Consider the following 17,495-nt stretch of genomic DNA (forward strand, 5'->3'; position numbering starts at 1 on the left):
AAAAAGGGTCAGATCCCGCAACAACTAAATACAGTACAAAATTCGTGTAAGAAACACTTCATACTGATTTAGAGTGCGAGGTCAGACCCTTATGAGATACCCTTTCCTCATGTATCTATAAAATTTTACTTAAAAATGCTTTTGTCCGTATATGCTGAGGATGACTAAATAGCTCTTCTGGAACGTTTTCTTCCACCACATAGCCACCATCCATGAACATGACTCTATCGCCTACTTCACGGGCAAACCCCATCTCATGAGTGACGACGACCATTGTCATTCCCTCTTTGGCAAGTTGTTTCATGACATCAAGTACATCGCCAACCATCTCTGGATCCAAAGCTGATGTTGGTTCATCAAATAACATAATTTTTGGATCCATTGCAAGCGCCCTTGCAATTGCGACTCGCTGCTTTTGTCCGCCAGAAAGCTGGGCTGGATAGCAGTCTGCCTTTTCCCTCAAGCCTACTTTATCCAATAGTTCATACGCCTTTTGTTTCGCTGCATCTTTGTTCTTTAACCGAACCTTCATTGGCGCCAGTGTGATATTTTCAAGCACCGTTTTATGCGGAAATAAGTTAAACTGTTGAAACACCATTCCGACTTCTTCACGAACTTTATTGATATTCACAGATTTATCTGAAATGATATGACCATTCACAATGACCTCTCCATCAGTAATATCTTCAAGTCGGTTTAGGCAACGTAAAAACGTGCTTTTTCCCGAACCAGACGGGCCGATTACACAAACCACTTCAGTTTCTTGAATATCCGTACTGATATCTTTCAAAACTTCAAGATTTCCAAATGATTTCTTTAAATTTTTCACTTGAATAATGCTCATCGTATTTCAAATCTCCTTTCCAGGAAATTGGCCAGTAGGGTTAACGCGTAAATAATAATGAAATAGATAACCCCTACCATTAGCCAAATTTTAAAGGATTCGTAGGTTGCTGCTTGCTGGATTTGTCCACGCTGTGTTAAATCGGCTATACCAATGATCGACAAAAGTGAAGTATCCTTTAAACTAATAATCGATTGGTTTGTAAATGTAGGTAACATCCGACGAAATGCTTGGGGGAGAACGATATATCTCATCGTTTGTGTACTTGTTAACCCGAGTGACCTCGCTGCCTCCGATTGACCACTATCAACGGACTGAATGCCTGCCCTGATGATTTCAGCAAAATAAGCCCCGGCATTTATAGCGATGGTTACGATCCCCGCAGTTGTTTTGTCCATCGAAATCCATGGGATCGTATTCAATCCAAAATAAATAAAGAATAATTGTACGATGACTGGCGTTCCACGAATGGCATTTATATAAGATTTAGCAATCCAGTTCAGCGGCTTTATCGGTGCCAAACGTAGCAATGCTACAATTAAACCAATAATGAAACCTAAAATAAGAGCAATTACAAAAATATATATCGTAACCTTCAGCCCGTCCATTAAATAGGGAAAGGCATTCCTAATTACATCCATAGCAGACTCTCCTTTCAAAAAAGGGCACGAGCAGTTTCGCGCCCCAACTAACTATAATTCCCTCCACTATTCATTCAGATATTTATTAATAATCTCATCGTATTTGCCACTAGCTTTCAAATTAGCTAAGCCTTTATTCATTTTCTTTAATAATTCGTCATTTTTTCCTTTCAAAACAGCAATCCCGTACTCATCCCCGTTTAAACGATCACCGACGACTTCTAGGTCAAGAGTACTTTGAGCAATTGCATAAGCGATAACAGGATAGTCTTCAATTAGCACATCTGAATTTCCATTCGCCACATCTTGGAACATTGCTGGGCTGTCATTGAATTGAACCAATTCAAAGCCTATTTCTTCTGCTTTTTCTGTTGCAAATTTAGCTCCCGTTGTTCCTTTTTTCGCAGCTACTTTTTTACCAGCAAGATCTTCAATTGATTTAATACTCGTCTCCCCTTGCTTAACGACCAATGTCAAACCGGCTTGGAAATATGGCTCTGTGAAATCAACGACTTTCTTCCGATCATCCGTTATACTCATTCCGGCAATTGCCACATCAAGCTGACCTGCCTGCATCGCAGGAATAATCCCACCGAAATCCATCGGTTTGAAGTCAATTTTGAAGTTTTGATCTTCAGCAATAGCATTAATGAGATCAATATCGATGCCTGTGTAGTCTCCATTTTCTTCATATTCAAACGGTGGATATGTAGTATCAATTCCTACTCTATAAACCTTATCCTTGTCTTGCGTATCTCCTTCTCCAGCATTACCAACATCTTTCGTGCCACATGCCGCCAATACTAGCACTATTACAAATAACAAACTAACTAACTTAAATTTTTTCATCGGACCTTCCTCCTAATACATAATTTTTCCTAACAATTATGTAGCTCTTCGTACAGTACCCTATGTCCTAATACCCCTCCCCTAATCATATAAAACTATGATTATTCTTATTCATAATTATTAGAATAATCAAATAATTAATCACAATTATAATCCAAACTTTATATAAAGTACATGCTTATAAATATTCACAAGGAGAGAGTATATAAATCAAGCATAGGATTTACATGGCAACAACGCACCTAAAGATGATAGGAGGAGTAAAGCTGGGGTAATATACAATGTTCCAAACCGAAAAGACGATTTGAAGCATTCGGGGATCTTAAAAATAATTTGACATTAGATAGTCGGGACTGTTCAATTAATCTTAAATTTTTCACCCGTCCATTCGCCAATTTCTCTTAGCAAAAAGACTAAGGTAGGGTCAGATACACTCTCCTATATATCTTTTATTGATAAACTTAAGAGAGATATCAGACCCTTTAGGGACCTATTGTACTTTATACCTACTATTTAAACATACTTTAGACATAAATAAATAACTTGGCCCTGATTGTTTTTTTATAGATACATCGGTGCCTGATAAGATACAAATTGGTAAAAAACTGGCCCATTTAAACCATTTATAAAGTGGGTTAGCAATAGGTACCACTTCAAAGCCAAGACGATTCACACCTTTGTCCAACGAAGTAATACCGATGATGCCTTTGATTTGATCCACTTGATGATGTTTTTGAATATAAGACACCAAGTCGGGTAAAGATTTTCTGACAGCCTGAACAATGAACCGGCCTCTGTAAAGATTACTTTTCGTTTGTCCTAATTCTTTTAAGAGAACGGCATTATGCAGATGAATTTTGACTAATGTATCGTTTTTGTTGATCTGTGTCCCGTCAGAAAGTACAACCATTCTACCTTTGTAACGAGTGAGCTTGACACGTAAAAAATTTTTCTCTGCTTTTCCGTTATGAATGCAAGTCAAATTTGATAGATGATAATATAATGGGTCGATCATATTCCATGCAATGATTAAATAACTTTTCATTCCCTTTCATAAACCTCTCTTCCCTAACGAATGACTACTATTTCTCCAAGTTAGCCTTCCAAAGAAAAAGGGATCTCATTCACATTTATATAAAGTCAAATTTACACCATCAAACTAGTAGTACTGCCTGCAAATCTAGGGTAAAGTAAACCTCAATCAGTGGGGGTTTTCTTCTTCCCCACTGTTTGTTAGTCCCGCTCTAGTGTCGCTAATACCTCCGCGTAGCAAAGGTAAGTTTCACTGTATCTCACCAATCGGCCATTTACAGGCAGTTATCTCCCAACTACGCTTCTTCGATTCCTCTTAGCCTTGAGGTGGGGGTCTTACTGCCCGTTATGTGGGATAAAAAAAGAAGAGGTTTCTCACCCCTTCACAGTCAACCTTTAATTTTTCGTGACAATGACATTCCCATTTTCTGCTGCCAGCATTATAGAATGAATTCCACTGCCAAGCTTCGCCGTTCCTTGTCTTTTTTCTTCCGATTCGTTTGCTAGAGTAGAAATTTCCCAGTCAATATTTCCTTTGATTTCCCCATAATTTGTGGAGGCATCCAGTGTAATTGGCTGCTCTTGTGAAATATCCCAAACAATATCTCCACCAGCTGATTCAATGATTGAACTTCCTGTAAGAACACTATCTGTCAGCATCACATCTCCCCCACGAGTCTGTGCAAACAACGCACCGGTATAAGCATTCGCAGTGATATCTCCATTAGACGTTTGCAGTTTTGCTGGTGCCTGGATATTATCAAGCCCGATAGAGCCCTTGCCTACATTTACTTTCACCACCGCCTGCTTTGGTACGGATATATGCAGCCTCCCTGTTATTCTTGTCAGATCATTTAGTTCAAACTCAGAATCTAACAAGTCAAGATACACTTTATCTCCAATTTGTTTCAGTGAAAACTGCTCGCTGACTTTATTCTTTAGCTGTTTATCACTTTTTACATTTGCATTCAATTTTCCTTCTATCGTCACTTTCTGTTCATCTGTTCCTGTTATAAATACATCTTCGTTCGGTAACGAAATGATCACTTCCTGAATCGTCGATGATGACGCAAGCTCTTCTTGCATTTTGTAGGATGAAGCTTGGAAGCTGAACCCTAGTTCATCCATGGCTGCTTTTCCAAAACTGAAGACTAAGGATGCCCCGCCAATTAGCATTAATAAAATAATACTAAGCCAATGGATACCTAGCTTTTGATCTTTTCTAAAAAAATGAAGAACGAGAATTTCCACACCAAGAAAAATACAAATGATCGGCCATGAGTAAACTAGTATTTTTGCAAACGGAATGGATAAGAAGGATTGCAGGAGCCATAGAAACCCAATGACGATTAAAAGAGCACCTGCTGTAATCGAACCAATCTTCCAATTCCTCATTGCGCTTCCTCTTTCCTACCACGAAGAAGTTTAAATCCGAATCCAACTAAAATGGAGGCTAAGATGACTTGTTGCAGGAAATTATAAGGAATATATTGACTGATTTCACTCGGTAGCCAGTTCATGAACATTTGCATAAAACTAATCAGACCAACTACTATTAGAATCCACCCAACTATATTCTTCTTGCCTTGGAGAACATCCCATTGCAGTAGCATTTCATCTTTTCTTTCTCCAGTTTCAATAATCATCCGATAATGATTTAAGGCATCATAGTATGCATAAAAAACAAGCACTGGCAGGAATATGGCAAGACTCCCGAATGATTGGGCGGTAATGAACACTCCCCCGAAAAATAACAACATTAATTGCAGGCCTCTATTCATCAAGCCTAGATAAAATTGCCCAAGTCCCGGTAAGAATGATAGGATATATATCCATTTCTTTGGCTGTTTCATTTATTTTCTCCTCCGCTTTTCGATTGTATTTCCAAATTGATTTTATTAAGAGAACTTATTCCCTTTTCTAAAGAATGATTGGCTTGCTCTACTGTTACTGACGAAATCCCTACTACATGATCAGAAGTATCAATGATATAATCGACAATCTTCAGTTGAGAAAATAGGATGGTCGCCGCTGCTGCAAGGATAAAGTGTAGATAGGTACTGCGTTTGTTTTTCCGTGCAGATTTTTGCTTTTCCGTTTTCTCAATCACACCCATAACCTCAAGCGTTACATCAACGGATAGCTGAAGAGATGGCTCATTCCATTCCTTAGTTAATTCTTCAAGTATGAAAAACTCTTCCTGACACTGACTACAATCGATTAAATGATTTTCTAGATTTTCTATTTCTTTGCCGGAGAGTTCGTTTTGTATATATGCGATCAGTTGTTCATCAGTGATGTGCTTCATCAAAGTTCCTCTCCCTTCCCCTGTTTCTTCATAATAAGCTTGGCTCGATATAGTCTAGATTCTACGGTTTTGACCGCAACATTTAATGTAGAGGCTATTTCACGATAAGACTGCTGTTGAAAATAATACAGATGGACAACTTCCTTATATGTATCTGGGAGTTTTTCCATATAAGCACGTGCAAGTTCTTTATCTTCTTTATCAAGAAGGAGATCTTCCGGTGTAGCCCCAAAAGGAATATCATAAAGATTTCCCTCCCCTTCACAGGCTACTTGTCTAATCTGCTTGCGCCGATAATCAAGAGTCTTACTCATCGCAATCTTGTAGATCCATGTAGAAAGACTAGAATCACCTTTGAACTGAGAAAGAGAGCGATACAGCTGAAGAAATACTTCCTGGGTGATATCCTCGGCATCTTTTGTATTCTTACTTACTTTATATGCAACCGCAAATACCCTAGTTTGAAAACGTGTTATTAGCTCACGAAATTGATCCTTTTCTCCAGCTATGATTTGCTTCACAAGCTGTTCATCCTTCTCCACCTGCATCACCTCTTTTCTCTCTATCTATTTAGACGTACAATTATGTAAATACCCTGCAAGATTTTAAAAAAATTGTTTTAAAACAAAAAAAAGACCGAAACAAATTCAGTCGTTTTCCATATAAAAGGTATTTATTTATAAATAAAGAATTTTAATCCTTCTCCAAAGTGCCTGTTACTTTCCTTCGCCTTATAACCTTTTGGTATAACTGATTGATTACTTCTGAAAACAGTAAGCCCATCGCAATGGCTCCCGAAAGCATGATTACCTTGGCTGCCAGTTGAATGGCCATATTATAATCATTTTCAACAAAATGGCGCATGGCGTCATAAGATAACCCGCCTGGAACAAGCGGAATAATCCCTGCCACACTAAATATTATAACCGGCATTTTGTACAATTTTGCAAAGAACTGACTAATAATAGCCACAACTAATGATGCCACGAGAGTAGCTACAATACTACTAACATCCCGGGAATAAAGAACATAATAGACAGACCATCCTGCCATTCCGATAAAGCCGCATTTCACTAAAGATTCTTTTGGGGCGTTAAAAATAACCCCAAACGCTGCTGACGCAATAAAACTAGTAATAAACTGTGTAATCATTTACGTCTCCCTCGCATTATTAGTGCGTGTTCAAAAAGGAGGATAAAAAGAGCCGAGAAGTTCGAGGAGCAACCGTCTCGAGGACCGGAGAGACAGAGCTTTGAAGCAATTGGCAAGCTTTTTTACCGGACTTTTTGAACAACCTCTATTACAAAAATATTAAGGCAACCGCAATCCCTGACCCTATGGCTGACGCGGTCAAAAATGCTTCGGCTCCTTTAGCAATTCCTGATACTAGATGACCAGTAATCAAATCCCTCACTGCATTTGTAATGAGGAGACCAGGTACAAGTGGCATAACTGCTCCAATAATGATTTTATCTACATATGTACCCCAGTTATACGAAACAGCGATAAACGCAAAGGTACCAATGATTAAGGATGCAATAAACTCAGCAAAAAATTTAATCTCCAACAGTTTGTGTAGATAAACAAGAGCTGAAAAGCCAAGACCTCCAGCAAAGCATGCTACCAAGAAGTCCGTCCACAGACCCTGATACATGATCATAAAACAGCCGCTTGCAATAAATGCAGCAAAAATCTGAAGCCATATCGGAAAAGCAAAATTTGAGCTCTCAATTTCCTTTAACTTTACCAGTGCTTCTTTCGCTGTTAATTCACCATTACTTATTTGCCGGGAAACACTATTCACAATCGTTACCTTATGAAGGTCCGTGGAGCGATCTGAAATTCGGATCAACTTCGTCGGATCATTTCCATCCATTGAAAATATAATGCCTGTAGGTGTCACAAACGAATGACTAGAGCTAATTCCATAAGAAGCAGCAATCCGAGTCATCGTATCCTCAACCCGATACGTTTCGGCACCACTGCGAAGCATAATTTTCCCTGCCAATAAACAGACCTCAATAATCTCATACGTGGTCGTTGTGCGTATTTCCATTGACATCTCTCCAAAACCTAGTTTCCTTAATAGTATCGCTATTTTCATGAAAATCAAATGGCTAGTTAATTAATAACAAAAGAAATAAACTAGAACCTGTACATTTTGGATTTGTATTTTTCATCTAGTGCTGATATTTCAACAAATCATCATGATCATGATACTACTTCTCCATACATTTTTCACAAATAAACTGACCCTCATTTTGTAAATAGGCTTTGATTTCAGTAAACCCTTTCCTTGCAGGGTATTTCATTTGAATATAGACTTCTTCATTACCTTTAATCCCTTTTCCACATTTCGAACATTTTGGTTCAATCTTAAACATGTCTATCCCTTCTCTATCTGATTTCTATTCGTTAGATCGTTCTCTCATGAAGGTAAAGTAGTACCGGATATTTCCTGAGTAAAAGGCGAAATCAGCTTCCCTCTCTCCACCTAATTCATTTAATACTGCATCATTTTCTAAATTAGCTTTAAAAGATCCTCTACATTCAAGTTTAATTGTTTTGTACTCATATTTAATCATTATTATCCCCTTCTATCTTTATTACGAAGATTCTGGTAAAAGGATTCACTAATAAATGGATTCGACATAAAAAAGCATGGCAAGATGACCATGCTTTTTAACAGCTATACAGTTTGTATAAACTGATCAACTACCTCGTTAAACCTGTCTGTTTCTTCAAGAAATGGACAATGGCAGCTATTTTCAAAGATTTCAAGTTGTGAACCTGATATATTGTCCTTCAGATGTTCACCAGCTGCAACAGGAATAACTTTTTCTTCTCGGCCGAAGCAAAGCAGAGTAGGTACCTTGATACTTGGTAGAAACTCACGATAATCCACAATCGACTGATCAAATAAAATGGCACTCGCAATAGATTCAGGCATCTTTGTTACTTCTTCAAGCATCCAGGCTGCTTCATCCGGTTTCAATTCAGCTTTAAACATGGAAGTTAGAAATCCTGCCAAAAACTGAGAACGATTCGTCTGGATTTCCGTCATGAAGGCACTTAATGTTGCAATATCGAAAGCTCCAATGTCAAAGCCGGGCCATTTAAAGTCTGAAGCCAGCTCATCGACTATGATCGTTGAATGAATATTTTCTGACCCAAACTGCTTCATATAATCCCATACGACGAAAGCACCCATCGACCAACCAACAAGCACAACATCCTTTAAATTCAATTTTTCAATAAATGTATGCAAATCCTTTGCATACGTTGCTACTGTATTTCCATGGTGAATATGTGAAGAGCGTCCATGACTTCGAAAATCCAGAAGGATCGAGCGGTAATTCTCTGCAAAAAATAACTGCTGCTTTTCAAAAAAGCGACTGCTCATCCATACACCATGCAGGAAAATCACCGGTCTTCCTGTCCCTTTTTCTTCATAATAGATGTCAATTCCTTGCTCAATCGTTAAATAAGCCATCAAAACCCTCCCATTCTGAGGAAAAGGGGCGTGGCCTTCTAAAAAGCCAGCTCCACGCCGCCACCTTCATTAGGTGATACAATTTGAGAATCTGAACCTTTTTCATCGCTAAGTTGGGAGCGGATTCTCATGGATGTTTTTATTAAAAAAAACTGGAAATAACTTACTACAACACTTCGAAAATAGATTGTAAAAATGGAATTTACATATGATAATAAACTCTATGTATCTTTATCACCTTTCATGAAAGAAGGATTGGATGTTTTGAAAAACTTTTTTTCTAATTATAAATCATCTCTGACGTTACTTATTGCCATCATAATTGGTGGTATCGCTGGAGTTGTATTTGGAACAAAGACATCTGTTGTACAACCATTAGGTGATTTGTTTCTTAATCTAATGTTTATGATGATTGTTCCTCTCGTATTCTTTAGCATAGCAGCGGCCATCGCGAATATGGGCGGTATGCAACGCCTTGGTAAGATTATGGGGAGTATTTTCATTGTCTTCCTTGGGACAGCAATCATTTCTGCTCTTCTGGCCTTTTTGGGAACAAGTATTATAAATCCATTAGAAGGCACAGATACTTCTGCTATTAAAAATTTAATGGCGCAAGCAGAAAAACCAGAAACTTCATTAGAAGATATATCTGCACTTAGCCAGCTTGTAAATACCTTTACTGTTTCTGACTTTTCTTTACTGTTATCACGAAGCAATATGCTTCAACTCATTGTTTTCTCTGTTCTTTTCGGTCTTGCTACAGCATTGGCAGGTGAAGTGGCCAAGCCAGTTGCTGCATTTCTAACAGGCGGAGCAGCAGTAATGATGAAAATGGTCAAGATCATCATGTATTATGCTCCCATTGGACTTGGCGCCTATTTTGCAGCAGTGATCGGTCAGCTTGGACCACAGATTCTTGAAGGGTATGCCAGAGGATTTGTTCTTTATCTCGTATTAACTCTTGTGTACTATTTCGGATTCTTCACGTTATATGCTTATTTTGCGGGGCGCAGTGAAGGTGTTAAGACTTTCTGGAGAAATGCATTTACACCATCCATCACAGCCATCGCTACCTGTTCAAGTGCTGCCAGCATTCCAGCAAATCTTGAATCTACCCGCAAGATGGGTGTACCAAAGGATATCGCCGAAACAGTGATCCCACTTGGCGCAAACATGCACAAGGACGGCTCTGTATTTGGCGGTGTATTGAAAATCGTCTTCTTATTTACTTTGTTTGGCAAAGACATGACAAGCCCTTCAAGCATTTTAAGTATTCTTGCTGTCTCTTTCTTAGTCGGAGCAGTAATGGGTGCAATCCCTGGAGGTGGCATGATTGGCGAAATGCTGATCCTTAGCATTTTTGGCTTTCCACCAAGTGTTCTGCCGATTATCGCCGTAATTAGTACGATTATTGATGCTCCTGCGACCCTCTTGAACTCTACAGGCAACACTGTATGTGCCATGATGGTCACACGACTTGTTGAAGGGAAGAATTGGTTGAAGAAGTCTTTTTCAAGAAGTGAAACCGTATAATGTATGAAAAGAGGATGTCTCGAAGGGTCAATATCCTTCGAGACATCCTCTTTGTTTCTTAATGAATTTCGAACGCTACATATTATGGTGAAAAGTGTTCCACGTGAAACAAAGTTGTCCTAAAGGAAGAGCCCGACCTCACACTCTATACACCGTTTAGTCTGTCATTTACTTGTATTATAAACCATATATTGTAGGAGTCTAACTCTTTCGTTACGAGTTATCACTTCAGTTTTCTAATGAAAACAACCTTCAAATAATTTCCTTCTTTGAATTCCTTAATCGTATTATAATCATCTGGTAACGAAAATTGCTCTTCTATTTTATATGTAAATCCACTTTCTTTAAATGCTGCGTCGATGAAACTTTTGAATTTTTTCATATCAAAGGAGCTACTGTTGGTAGAGGCGACTATTACTCCCTCATCCTCTGTGATTGCGATTGTATCCTTTAGTAGATTCTTGTAATCCTTTGCTGCACTAAAGGTAAATTTCTTTGATTTAGCAAAGCTTGGTGGGTCAAGGATCACCATATCATACATTAAGTTCTTCTTGATTGCATATTTAAAATAATTGAACACATCCATCACAACAATATTCTGTTCTTCAGGGTTAATACCATTAATGCTAAATTGCTCACTCGTTTTTGGCAGGCTACGATTAGCAAGGTCAACACTTGTTGTTTTAATCGCTCCACCCACTGCTGCAAAAACAGAAAAAGCTCCTGTATAAGAAAACATATTCAGCACTGTTTTCCCTTTTGCATATGTATCGCGAATGGTTTTTCTGACTTCCCTTTGATCAAGGAATACACCAACCATAGCTCCATCATTTAAATACACAGCGAAATTCACACCGTTCTCTTTAACAATCAGCGGAAATTCAGGCGCTTCTCCCATGACGAAATCATCTTCGTCCATATACTGCCCCTTCGTATCGAAGCGCTTCTTTTGATACACTGATTTAACCACAACACTATTAAGCAGGGCTTTTAGCACAAGCTCTTTAAATGAGTAAATTCCCGCACTATACCAACTCAACACAAAATGACCATCATAATAGTCAATGATTAAGCCGCCAATGCCGTCGCCTTCGCCATTAAAAATTCGAAAAGCGGTCGTATTAGGATCTTCAAAAAACGATTTTCTTAACGCAATCGCCTTTTGCAGCTTTTTATCAAAAAAGGACTGGTTCACATCTTCCGATTCACTATGCGTAAGAATCCAGCCAATTCCTTTGTTTTGAATGCCATAATATCCTTTACCTAGAAATTGCCCTTTCTCATCTGTTACTCTGATGATCTTTCCCTCTTCTTTGAGGTCTTGGCTGTTTATCACAGCATCTTTTTCAATTAACGGATATCCTTTAGCTATCTTATTGATGAAGTTGTTTTTAATTTTTATATTCATTTGTAACATCCTTTAAAATAATTTTCACGCTTCTTTCTATCATCTCATGCATAGCAGGAAAAATGCAAAGTGGTTTAAGCATTTTATTGGCATTACCAGATATCTTTTTTGAAAAAAAAGAGAGAATGTCTCATTAGGGAAAGCCCTTGAAACACTCTCTTTTCTTCATATCATTATATTTGTAAGTCACACATCTATTCACAATGGGATAGTCTTTTACTGAATTTCCATTTTCAAGTCGCCAACTTTTACCCAGCCAACTATTTTAACTGCTTTATATAAACCAAGAGTTATTGCAATGGGCAAGACAACACCTGTTGCCATGTAAATTAAAAAGGCACTTACTCCTTGTGTTGATACGATATTGATTGGTGCGATCAATGAATTCAATCCTAATCCAGCAATCTCATAGGAGACTTGAAAGTCAAACCCTAGTGTTGCAACGGGTGCACAAATGATCGCTGCCACAAACGGTGGAATAATAAGCAGTGGGTTTTTTACGATATTTGGGAACTGAACCTTTGGTGTGATTAATGATTGCGCCAAAAAGCCACCCAAATCATTTTGTTTCATCGACATAACCGTAAATCCTACAAACTGAATGGTACAGCCAATTAAAGCAGCCGCACTTGAAACAGGATCTAACTGCAATGCCATTGCAATGGCTGCAGATGATGCCGGTGACATTAAAAGCATACTAAACACTAAAGATATGACCATCGGAGCAATAAGCGGTGACCCTTGAACCGATGCTGTAATGGCTACGCTCAATTTTTGTATTAGTGGTGTCGTAACTGCCGCTAGACCGACACCTGAAACACCACCAACAAGAATGGCTGCAAATGGAATGGCTACCATATCGAGTTTCGTACGTCCAATAACCCATTTGCCTACAATTGTTGCAACAACCGCGGCTAATACGGCACTGATTGGCTGACCTGTGACAATGGTAAACGCCCCTTCAGCCGTTTGATGAATGGCCGCCCCGCCAATCGTGCTACAGGCCATTGCACTAAAGATGACCAGTGTATTACCGCCTAGCTGATAGGCAATTCCAGCACCAAGTGCAGGAGCAAGTAACATTTTCGTTGCTCCTCCTATCGTAACAAATGCTTCCCAGCCGAGTAGCCCACCAAATGATTCAAACAAGAGCCCGATCCCAAGTGTCACCAATACCGCATTAGCTATTCCCGCCGAAGCCTTACTTACATGTTCAACCCAATTCCATTTCATCTTGTTCACTCTCCCGTTTTGCTTATATTCTAGTTGGTATAAGATAAATAATTAGCTCGTTTATTTTGTGAGTGAGTAGTAAACGTATCATACCAGTGTACCTTGTTGAATAACATGAACAATAGAACGAAAACATTCATTTTATATACGGTCACTTCAATCCCATTTAACATAGTAAGAAAATATAATTCCTGTTGTTTATATCTATGTTTCAAACGACTAAAATCTCCCTAATATTGTATATCAATATAATATTATAATATTATAATATTCAGAAAATGTAAATAATTATTTTTCTTGACAACGCTACCAAATTTATAATCTAAATATATTAATATGAACTTTAATAGAAAAGACCCAAATATGAACTGCCCCGTAAATGTTAGACACCAAACTAACATTTACGGGGTGTTTTTATGTCTAAATATACAGTAGAGGATAAGTTAAAAGCGGTAGAACGTTATTTAACTGGAAAGGAAGGCTATAAAACCATTGCAGAAAGCATTGGTACAGTGAAATCACTAGTCATTACTTGGGTTAAATTATTTGAAGCGCAAGGGGCAGAAGGTTTTCAGAAGGGCTATACAAGTTACTCCAGTCAGTTTAAACTAGACGTACTCAATTTTATGAACGAAACGGGCGCGTCTTTTCGAGAAACGGCAAGCACATTTAATATTTCTGCTCCCAGTACCATTTATCAATGGGATCAGTTGCTGAAAACAAAGGGATTGGACGCGCTAGAACCAAAGAAAAAGGGGCGTCCATCTATGAAGAAGAAAACAATTAAAACGACACCAGCTGAGGGCTCAGTAGAAGCGTTACAAGCGAAAATCGAGCGTTTAGAAGTGGAGAATGCTTACTTAAAAAAGTTGAATACTTTAGTTCAAATGCAGGAAAAATTACAAACCAAATCAAAGCGCAAGTAATTTTTGAACTAAAGGATCCGTATGGCGTTGTGGATCTAGTTGAAGTCGCAGACATTCCACGCAGCACTTATTATTATTGGGAGAAACGATTAGACCGAGTGGACAAATACGCCGATATAAAAGAGGCAATTAAGAAGATTTATCATGAACATAAAGGTCGCTATGGGTATCGTCGCATCACAAAAGAGCTAAAGAAATATGGTTTTATTCATGATCCGAAGACCATCAATCGTTTAATGAATGAGCTTGGCTTAAAATGCATGGTCCGTATGAAGAAGTATCGTTCTTACAAAGGGAACGTGGGTAAAATCGCGCCGAACGTATTACAACGTGATTTTAACGCAGATAAAATGAATCAAAAATGGGTAACAGATGTGACCGAATTCCATCTTTTCGGGGAAAAACGTTATCTGTCGCCTGTCCTCGATTTATGTAATGGCGAAATTATTGCGTACAAAGTCATGAGCCGCCCTGTCTATCAACTCGTGGGCAATATGTTAGATGAAGCAATAAAACGTCTTAAACCGGAAGACAAAGTCATTCTTCATTCCGATCAAGGCTGGCATTATCAAATGAAGAAGTATCAGAAAACATTACAAGAGCACCGAATTACACAAAGCATGTCTCGTAAGGGTAACTGCTTAGATAATGCCGTTATCGAGAATTTCTTCGGCTTATTAAAGTCTGAATTGCTGTACCTGCAAGAATTTGAAAGTATGGCTCATTTTGAAAGAGAATTAAAAGAGTACATTGAGTACTACAATCACAAAAGAATGAAGGCAAAATTAAAAGACCTGAGCCCGGTAGAATACCGAACTCGGATCTTAAAAGTTGCCTAAAATATTTGTCTAACTTTATTGGGTCAGATCAATACGGGTCTTTTCTTACTAATTCATTTTCCATATCCATTAGGTTTGCAAAGAAATCTACTGTAAAATCATAAAATAACTGTTCAGTAGGTAAGAACCGACGTTCCTTTGAAATAATAATTCCAACATTTCTCCTTACTACAGGTTCAACGATTGGGACCTTGACTGCATCGTGCGGAAGGCTATCCATTAAGGTAACTTCAGGTATTAAAGTAATCCCAAATCCTGCAGCTAGCTCCCCATAAAGCGGCACAATATCTTACACTTCAAAAACAACCCGTGGTGTAAACCCAATTGACCCGCATGCCTTAATAAAGATCTCACGTAAGACACGCCCTCAGGAAACAAAATGTAGCCTTCTCCCTGTAACTCCCTCCATCAAATAGAAGATCGATTCGTAAGTGAATGTGTAATTGGCAGGAGAGCTATAATTCCATTGTCAAATAACACTTCGCCCTAACCCTTCTTCTCATCATGTGACAAAGGACCAAGAAAGACTATTTCGATTTCCGCCATTGCTATTTCAGCTATATAAGCCGCATTATGAATTGTGCTTGATTAAAATAAAATCTTGAATTTGCCCTAGTTTCATAATGTAAACCATCTTTCATCTCAAAAAGGCATGATTTTTATCTATTATTCAGATTGTTAAGGTTAACCGTAAGAGATAAACTATATTCAAAGCAAAAGTAAATTATTTAAGGAGTGATACATCATGGTGGTTCAAGAACCATTACACGGTCAATTACAAGCAGCTGAAGAATATGTAAACAGCGTATTTGAGCTAGTTAAAAAACGTAATCCATATGAATCTGAATTTCATCAAGCCGTTAAAGAAATCTTCCTCTCTCTTACTACAGTATTCGCAAAATATCCTCAATATATGGAACACAACATACTTGAAAGGCTTGCAGAGCCTGAGCGAATGATTACCTTTAGAGTACCGTGGGTTGATGATAAAGGAAAAGTTCAAGTAAATCGCGGCTTCCGCGTTCAATTTAATAGTGCAATCGGTCCATACAAAGGCGGACTTAGGTTTCACCCGACTGTGAACGCAAGCATTATTAAATTCCTTGGCTTTGAACAAATTCTTAAAAATTCATTAACAGGTCAGGCAATTGGTGGCGGCAAAGGCGGCTCTGACTTTGATCCAAAAGGAAAGTCAGATCTTGAAGTTATGCGTTTTACACAAAGCTTCATGACAGAGCTTTATCGTCACATCGGTCCTGATATTGATGTTCCAGCTGGGGACATCGGCGTTGGGGCAAGAGAAATTGGTTACTTATTCGGTCAATACAAACGCATTCGAGGCAATTATGAAGCTGGAGTACTTACCGGCAAAGGAATTGGCTATGGAGGAAGTCTTGCCAGAACAGAGGCAACTGGATATGGTGTCGTTTATTTCGTACAAGAAATGCTACAGAGCAAAGGATTGAGCTTTGAAGGCAGTACAGTTGTAGTCTCAGGATCAGGTAATGTATCAATTTACGCCATTGAAAAAGCCATTGCGCTTGGAGCGAAAGTTGTTGCATGCAGTGATTCAAATGGATATATTTACGATGAAAAAGGCATCGATTTAGCTACTGTAAAACAATTGAAAGAAGTCGAAAGAAAACGACTTAGCGACTACACAGATGTTCATCCGCATGCGATGTACTTTGAAGGTAGCAAAGGCATCTGGACTGTACCTTGTGACATCGCCCTACCATGTGCTACGCAAAACGAATTGGATGAATTTGACGCAGAAATTCTTATTTCAAATCAAGTAAAAGCAATTGGAGAAGGAGCAAATATGCCTTCTACATTAGAAGCAATCGACCTTTTCCACACTAAAGAAGTTCTCTTTGCTCCAGCAAAAGCTGCGAACGCTGGTGGAGTAGCTGTTTCCTCTTTAGAAATGGCACAGAATAGTTCACGAGTTTCTTGGACATTTGAAGAAGTCGATGCAAAACTGCAAACGATTATGAAAAACATTTATGAAAATAGCTTAAAAGCATCGGAAGAATTCGGTGAACCTGGAAACTTAGTCCTTGGATCAAACATCGCTGGCTTTATTAAAGTTGCGGACAATATGATTGCACAAGGTGTTATCTAATTCGAATCGATTTATGTTATACAGCCCAAAACAGATTATCCTGCTTTGGGCTGTATTTATTTAGCGTGCAATTTTATCAGCCGTTTCAAGTACTCTATCAGCCTATTCACAAATAAAGGATGTTCCCCCTATCTGAACACTTATGAAGTTGTTATTAATCGCTGCAAGGATATTTGAAGAAAAAATAAAAGAGGTTGTCTCATACCGTTTAAGACGTGAACATGACACAATAAACGGTGTATAGAGTGTGAGGTCAGACTCTTT

At 38.4% G+C, this 17,495-nt stretch carries 20 protein-coding genes; 3 read left to right on the forward strand and 17 right to left on the reverse strand.

Features of this window, described 5'->3' with window-relative positions; translation table 11 throughout:
* Positions 1 to 115: 115 nt before the first annotated feature.
* From AC1MGI_RS04420 to AC1MGI_RS04480, 13 genes are all read right to left on the reverse strand, one after another.
* Positions 116 to 844: an amino acid ABC transporter ATP-binding protein gene (locus AC1MGI_RS04420; RefSeq protein ID WP_480348722.1), complete on the reverse strand. Its 729-nt coding sequence runs from the start codon at positions 842 to 844 to the stop codon at positions 116 to 118.
* Positions 841 to 1,485 carry an amino acid ABC transporter permease gene (locus AC1MGI_RS04425; RefSeq protein ID WP_480348723.1) on the reverse strand — a complete coding sequence of 215 codons (645 nt, stop codon included), beginning with the start codon at positions 1,483 to 1,485 and terminating at the stop codon, positions 841 to 843. Before AC1MGI_RS04425 ends, AC1MGI_RS04420 begins: the two co-directional genes overlap by 4 nt.
* Before the next feature lie 66 nt (positions 1,486 to 1,551).
* Positions 1,552 to 2,334, reverse strand: coding sequence for a transporter substrate-binding domain-containing protein (locus AC1MGI_RS04430; RefSeq protein ID WP_480348724.1), 783 nt, complete (start codon positions 2,332 to 2,334; stop codon positions 1,552 to 1,554).
* Between the two features lie 490 nt (positions 2,335 to 2,824).
* On the reverse strand, positions 2,825 to 3,379 hold the full coding sequence (locus tag AC1MGI_RS04435; protein ID WP_480348725.1) for a YkoP family protein: 555 nt from the start codon (positions 3,377 to 3,379) through the stop codon (positions 2,825 to 2,827).
* Between the two features lie 383 nt (positions 3,380 to 3,762).
* The gene (locus tag AC1MGI_RS04440) at positions 3,763 to 4,761 is read right to left on the reverse strand and encodes a DUF4097 family beta strand repeat-containing protein (RefSeq protein ID WP_480348726.1); all 999 of its coding nucleotides are present in this window, start codon (positions 4,759 to 4,761) and stop codon (positions 3,763 to 3,765) included.
* Positions 4,758 to 5,219, reverse strand: a complete 462-nt coding sequence (locus AC1MGI_RS04445; RefSeq protein ID WP_480348727.1) for a hypothetical protein — start codon at positions 5,217 to 5,219, stop codon at positions 4,758 to 4,760. The genes AC1MGI_RS04440 and AC1MGI_RS04445 overlap by 4 nt, the downstream gene beginning before the upstream one ends.
* Entirely contained in the window at positions 5,216 to 5,674 is a 459-nt protein-coding gene (locus AC1MGI_RS04450) for an anti-sigma factor family protein (RefSeq protein WP_480348728.1), read from the reverse strand. The genes AC1MGI_RS04445 and AC1MGI_RS04450 overlap by 4 nt, the downstream gene beginning before the upstream one ends.
* Entirely contained in the window at positions 5,674 to 6,216 is a 543-nt protein-coding gene (locus AC1MGI_RS04455) for an RNA polymerase sigma factor (protein ID WP_480348729.1), read from the reverse strand. Before AC1MGI_RS04455 ends, AC1MGI_RS04450 begins: the two co-directional genes overlap by 1 nt.
* Positions 6,217 to 6,367: 151 nt before the next feature.
* Complete coding sequence (locus AC1MGI_RS04460) at positions 6,368 to 6,826, reverse strand: threonine/serine exporter family protein (RefSeq protein ID WP_480348730.1); 459 nt, start codon at positions 6,824 to 6,826, stop codon at positions 6,368 to 6,370.
* A gap of 148 nt (positions 6,827 to 6,974) precedes the next feature.
* Complete coding sequence (locus AC1MGI_RS04465) at positions 6,975 to 7,730, reverse strand: threonine/serine exporter family protein (RefSeq protein ID WP_480348731.1); 756 nt, start codon at positions 7,728 to 7,730, stop codon at positions 6,975 to 6,977.
* 163 nt (positions 7,731 to 7,893) lie between these two features.
* Complete coding sequence (locus AC1MGI_RS04470; protein ID WP_062186461.1) at positions 7,894 to 8,058, reverse strand: hypothetical protein; 165 nt, start codon at positions 8,056 to 8,058, stop codon at positions 7,894 to 7,896.
* Positions 8,059 to 8,082: 24 nt separating this feature from the next.
* Complete coding sequence (locus AC1MGI_RS04475; RefSeq protein ID WP_480348732.1) at positions 8,083 to 8,259, reverse strand: hypothetical protein; 177 nt, start codon at positions 8,257 to 8,259, stop codon at positions 8,083 to 8,085.
* Positions 8,260 to 8,363: 104 nt separating this feature from the next.
* Positions 8,364 to 9,167, reverse strand: a complete 804-nt coding sequence (locus AC1MGI_RS04480; RefSeq protein ID WP_480348733.1) for an alpha/beta fold hydrolase — start codon at positions 9,165 to 9,167, stop codon at positions 8,364 to 8,366.
* A gap of 264 nt (positions 9,168 to 9,431) precedes the next feature.
* Here AC1MGI_RS04480 and AC1MGI_RS04485 point away from each other — a divergent pair, with 264 nt between their 5' ends.
* Positions 9,432 to 10,700 (forward strand): dicarboxylate/amino acid:cation symporter, encoded by a 1,269-nt coding sequence (locus tag AC1MGI_RS04485; RefSeq protein WP_480348734.1) that lies wholly within the window; start codon positions 9,432 to 9,434, stop codon positions 10,698 to 10,700.
* A 223-nt stretch (positions 10,701 to 10,923) separates the two neighbouring features.
* Here AC1MGI_RS04485 and AC1MGI_RS04490 read toward each other — a convergent pair whose 3' ends face one another.
* The 3 genes from AC1MGI_RS04490 to AC1MGI_RS04500 form a co-directional block, all read right to left on the reverse strand.
* Positions 10,924 to 12,117 (reverse strand): class I SAM-dependent rRNA methyltransferase, encoded by a 1,194-nt coding sequence (locus AC1MGI_RS04490; RefSeq protein WP_480348735.1) that lies wholly within the window; start codon positions 12,115 to 12,117, stop codon positions 10,924 to 10,926.
* A gap of 207 nt (positions 12,118 to 12,324) precedes the next feature.
* Complete coding sequence (locus AC1MGI_RS04495; protein WP_480348736.1) at positions 12,325 to 13,341, reverse strand: PTS sugar transporter subunit IIC; 1,017 nt, start codon at positions 13,339 to 13,341, stop codon at positions 12,325 to 12,327.
* Positions 13,342 to 13,370: 29 nt separating this feature from the next.
* Positions 13,371 to 13,556 carry a hypothetical protein gene (locus AC1MGI_RS04500; RefSeq protein ID WP_480348737.1) on the reverse strand — a complete coding sequence of 62 codons (186 nt, stop codon included), beginning with the start codon at positions 13,554 to 13,556 and terminating at the stop codon, positions 13,371 to 13,373.
* 201 nt (positions 13,557 to 13,757) lie between these two features.
* Between AC1MGI_RS04500 and AC1MGI_RS04505 the strand changes: the two genes are divergently transcribed.
* Positions 13,758 to 15,106, forward strand: a protein-coding gene (locus tag AC1MGI_RS04505) for an IS3 family transposase (protein WP_480348478.1) whose coding sequence is annotated in 2 segments (ribosomal slippage) — positions 13,758 to 14,202 and positions 14,202 to 15,106 — 1,350 coding nt in all. Because the reading frame shifts where the segments join, the coding sequence is not laid out codon by codon here.
* 28 nt (positions 15,107 to 15,134) lie between these two features.
* Here AC1MGI_RS04505 and AC1MGI_RS04510 read toward each other — a convergent pair.
* The gene (locus AC1MGI_RS04510) at positions 15,135 to 15,389 is read right to left on the reverse strand and encodes a LysR substrate-binding domain-containing protein (protein ID WP_480348738.1); all 255 of its coding nucleotides are present in this window, start codon (positions 15,387 to 15,389) and stop codon (positions 15,135 to 15,137) included.
* A 462-nt stretch (positions 15,390 to 15,851) separates the two neighbouring features.
* On the opposite strand from AC1MGI_RS04510, the gene gdhA reads away from it, so the two are divergent.
* Positions 15,852 to 17,231: an NADP-specific glutamate dehydrogenase gene (gene gdhA / locus AC1MGI_RS04515; protein WP_062186472.1), complete on the forward strand. Its 1,380-nt coding sequence runs from the start codon at positions 15,852 to 15,854 to the stop codon at positions 17,229 to 17,231.
* Positions 17,232 to 17,495: the final 264 nt, after the last annotated feature.

The sequence above is a fragment of the Peribacillus sp. BM1 genome, assembly GCF_056679975.1.

Coding starts and splice junctions, on each gene's coding strand:
- AC1MGI_RS04420 (WP_480348722.1), bottom strand. CDS start 844: ATGAGCATTATTCAAGTGAAAAATTTAAAGAAATCATTTGGAAATCTT.
- AC1MGI_RS04425 (WP_480348723.1), bottom strand. CDS start 1,485: ATGGATGTAATTAGGAATGCCTTTCCCTATTTAATGGACGGGCTGAAG.
- AC1MGI_RS04430 (WP_480348724.1), bottom strand. CDS start 2,334: ATGAAAAAATTTAAGTTAGTTAGTTTGTTATTTGTAATAGTGCTAGTA.
- AC1MGI_RS04435 (WP_480348725.1), bottom strand. CDS start 3,379: ATGAAAAGTTATTTAATCATTGCATGGAATATGATCGACCCATTATAT.
- AC1MGI_RS04440 (WP_480348726.1), bottom strand. CDS start 4,761: ATGAGGAATTGGAAGATTGGTTCGATTACAGCAGGTGCTCTTTTAATC.
- AC1MGI_RS04445 (WP_480348727.1), bottom strand. CDS start 5,219: ATGAAACAGCCAAAGAAATGGATATATATCCTATCATTCTTACCGGGA.
- AC1MGI_RS04450 (WP_480348728.1), bottom strand. CDS start 5,674: ATGAAGCACATCACTGATGAACAACTGATCGCATATATACAAAACGAA.
- AC1MGI_RS04460 (WP_480348730.1), bottom strand. CDS start 6,826: ATGATTACACAGTTTATTACTAGTTTTATTGCGTCAGCAGCGTTTGGG.
- AC1MGI_RS04465 (WP_480348731.1), bottom strand. CDS start 7,730: ATGGAAATACGCACAACGACCACGTATGAGATTATTGAGGTCTGTTTA.
- AC1MGI_RS04470 (WP_062186461.1), bottom strand. CDS start 8,058: ATGTTTAAGATTGAACCAAAATGTTCGAAATGTGGAAAAGGGATTAAA.
- AC1MGI_RS04475 (WP_480348732.1), bottom strand. CDS start 8,259: ATGATTAAATATGAGTACAAAACAATTAAACTTGAATGTAGAGGATCT.
- AC1MGI_RS04480 (WP_480348733.1), bottom strand. CDS start 9,167: ATGGCTTATTTAACGATTGAGCAAGGAATTGACATCTATTATGAAGAA.
- AC1MGI_RS04490 (WP_480348735.1), bottom strand. CDS start 12,117: ATGTTACAAATGAATATAAAAATTAAAAACAACTTCATCAATAAGATA.
- AC1MGI_RS04495 (WP_480348736.1), bottom strand. CDS start 13,341: ATGAAATGGAATTGGGTTGAACATGTAAGTAAGGCTTCGGCGGGAATA.
- gdhA (WP_062186472.1), top strand. CDS start 15,852: ATGGTGGTTCAAGAACCATTACACGGTCAATTACAAGCAGCTGAAGAA.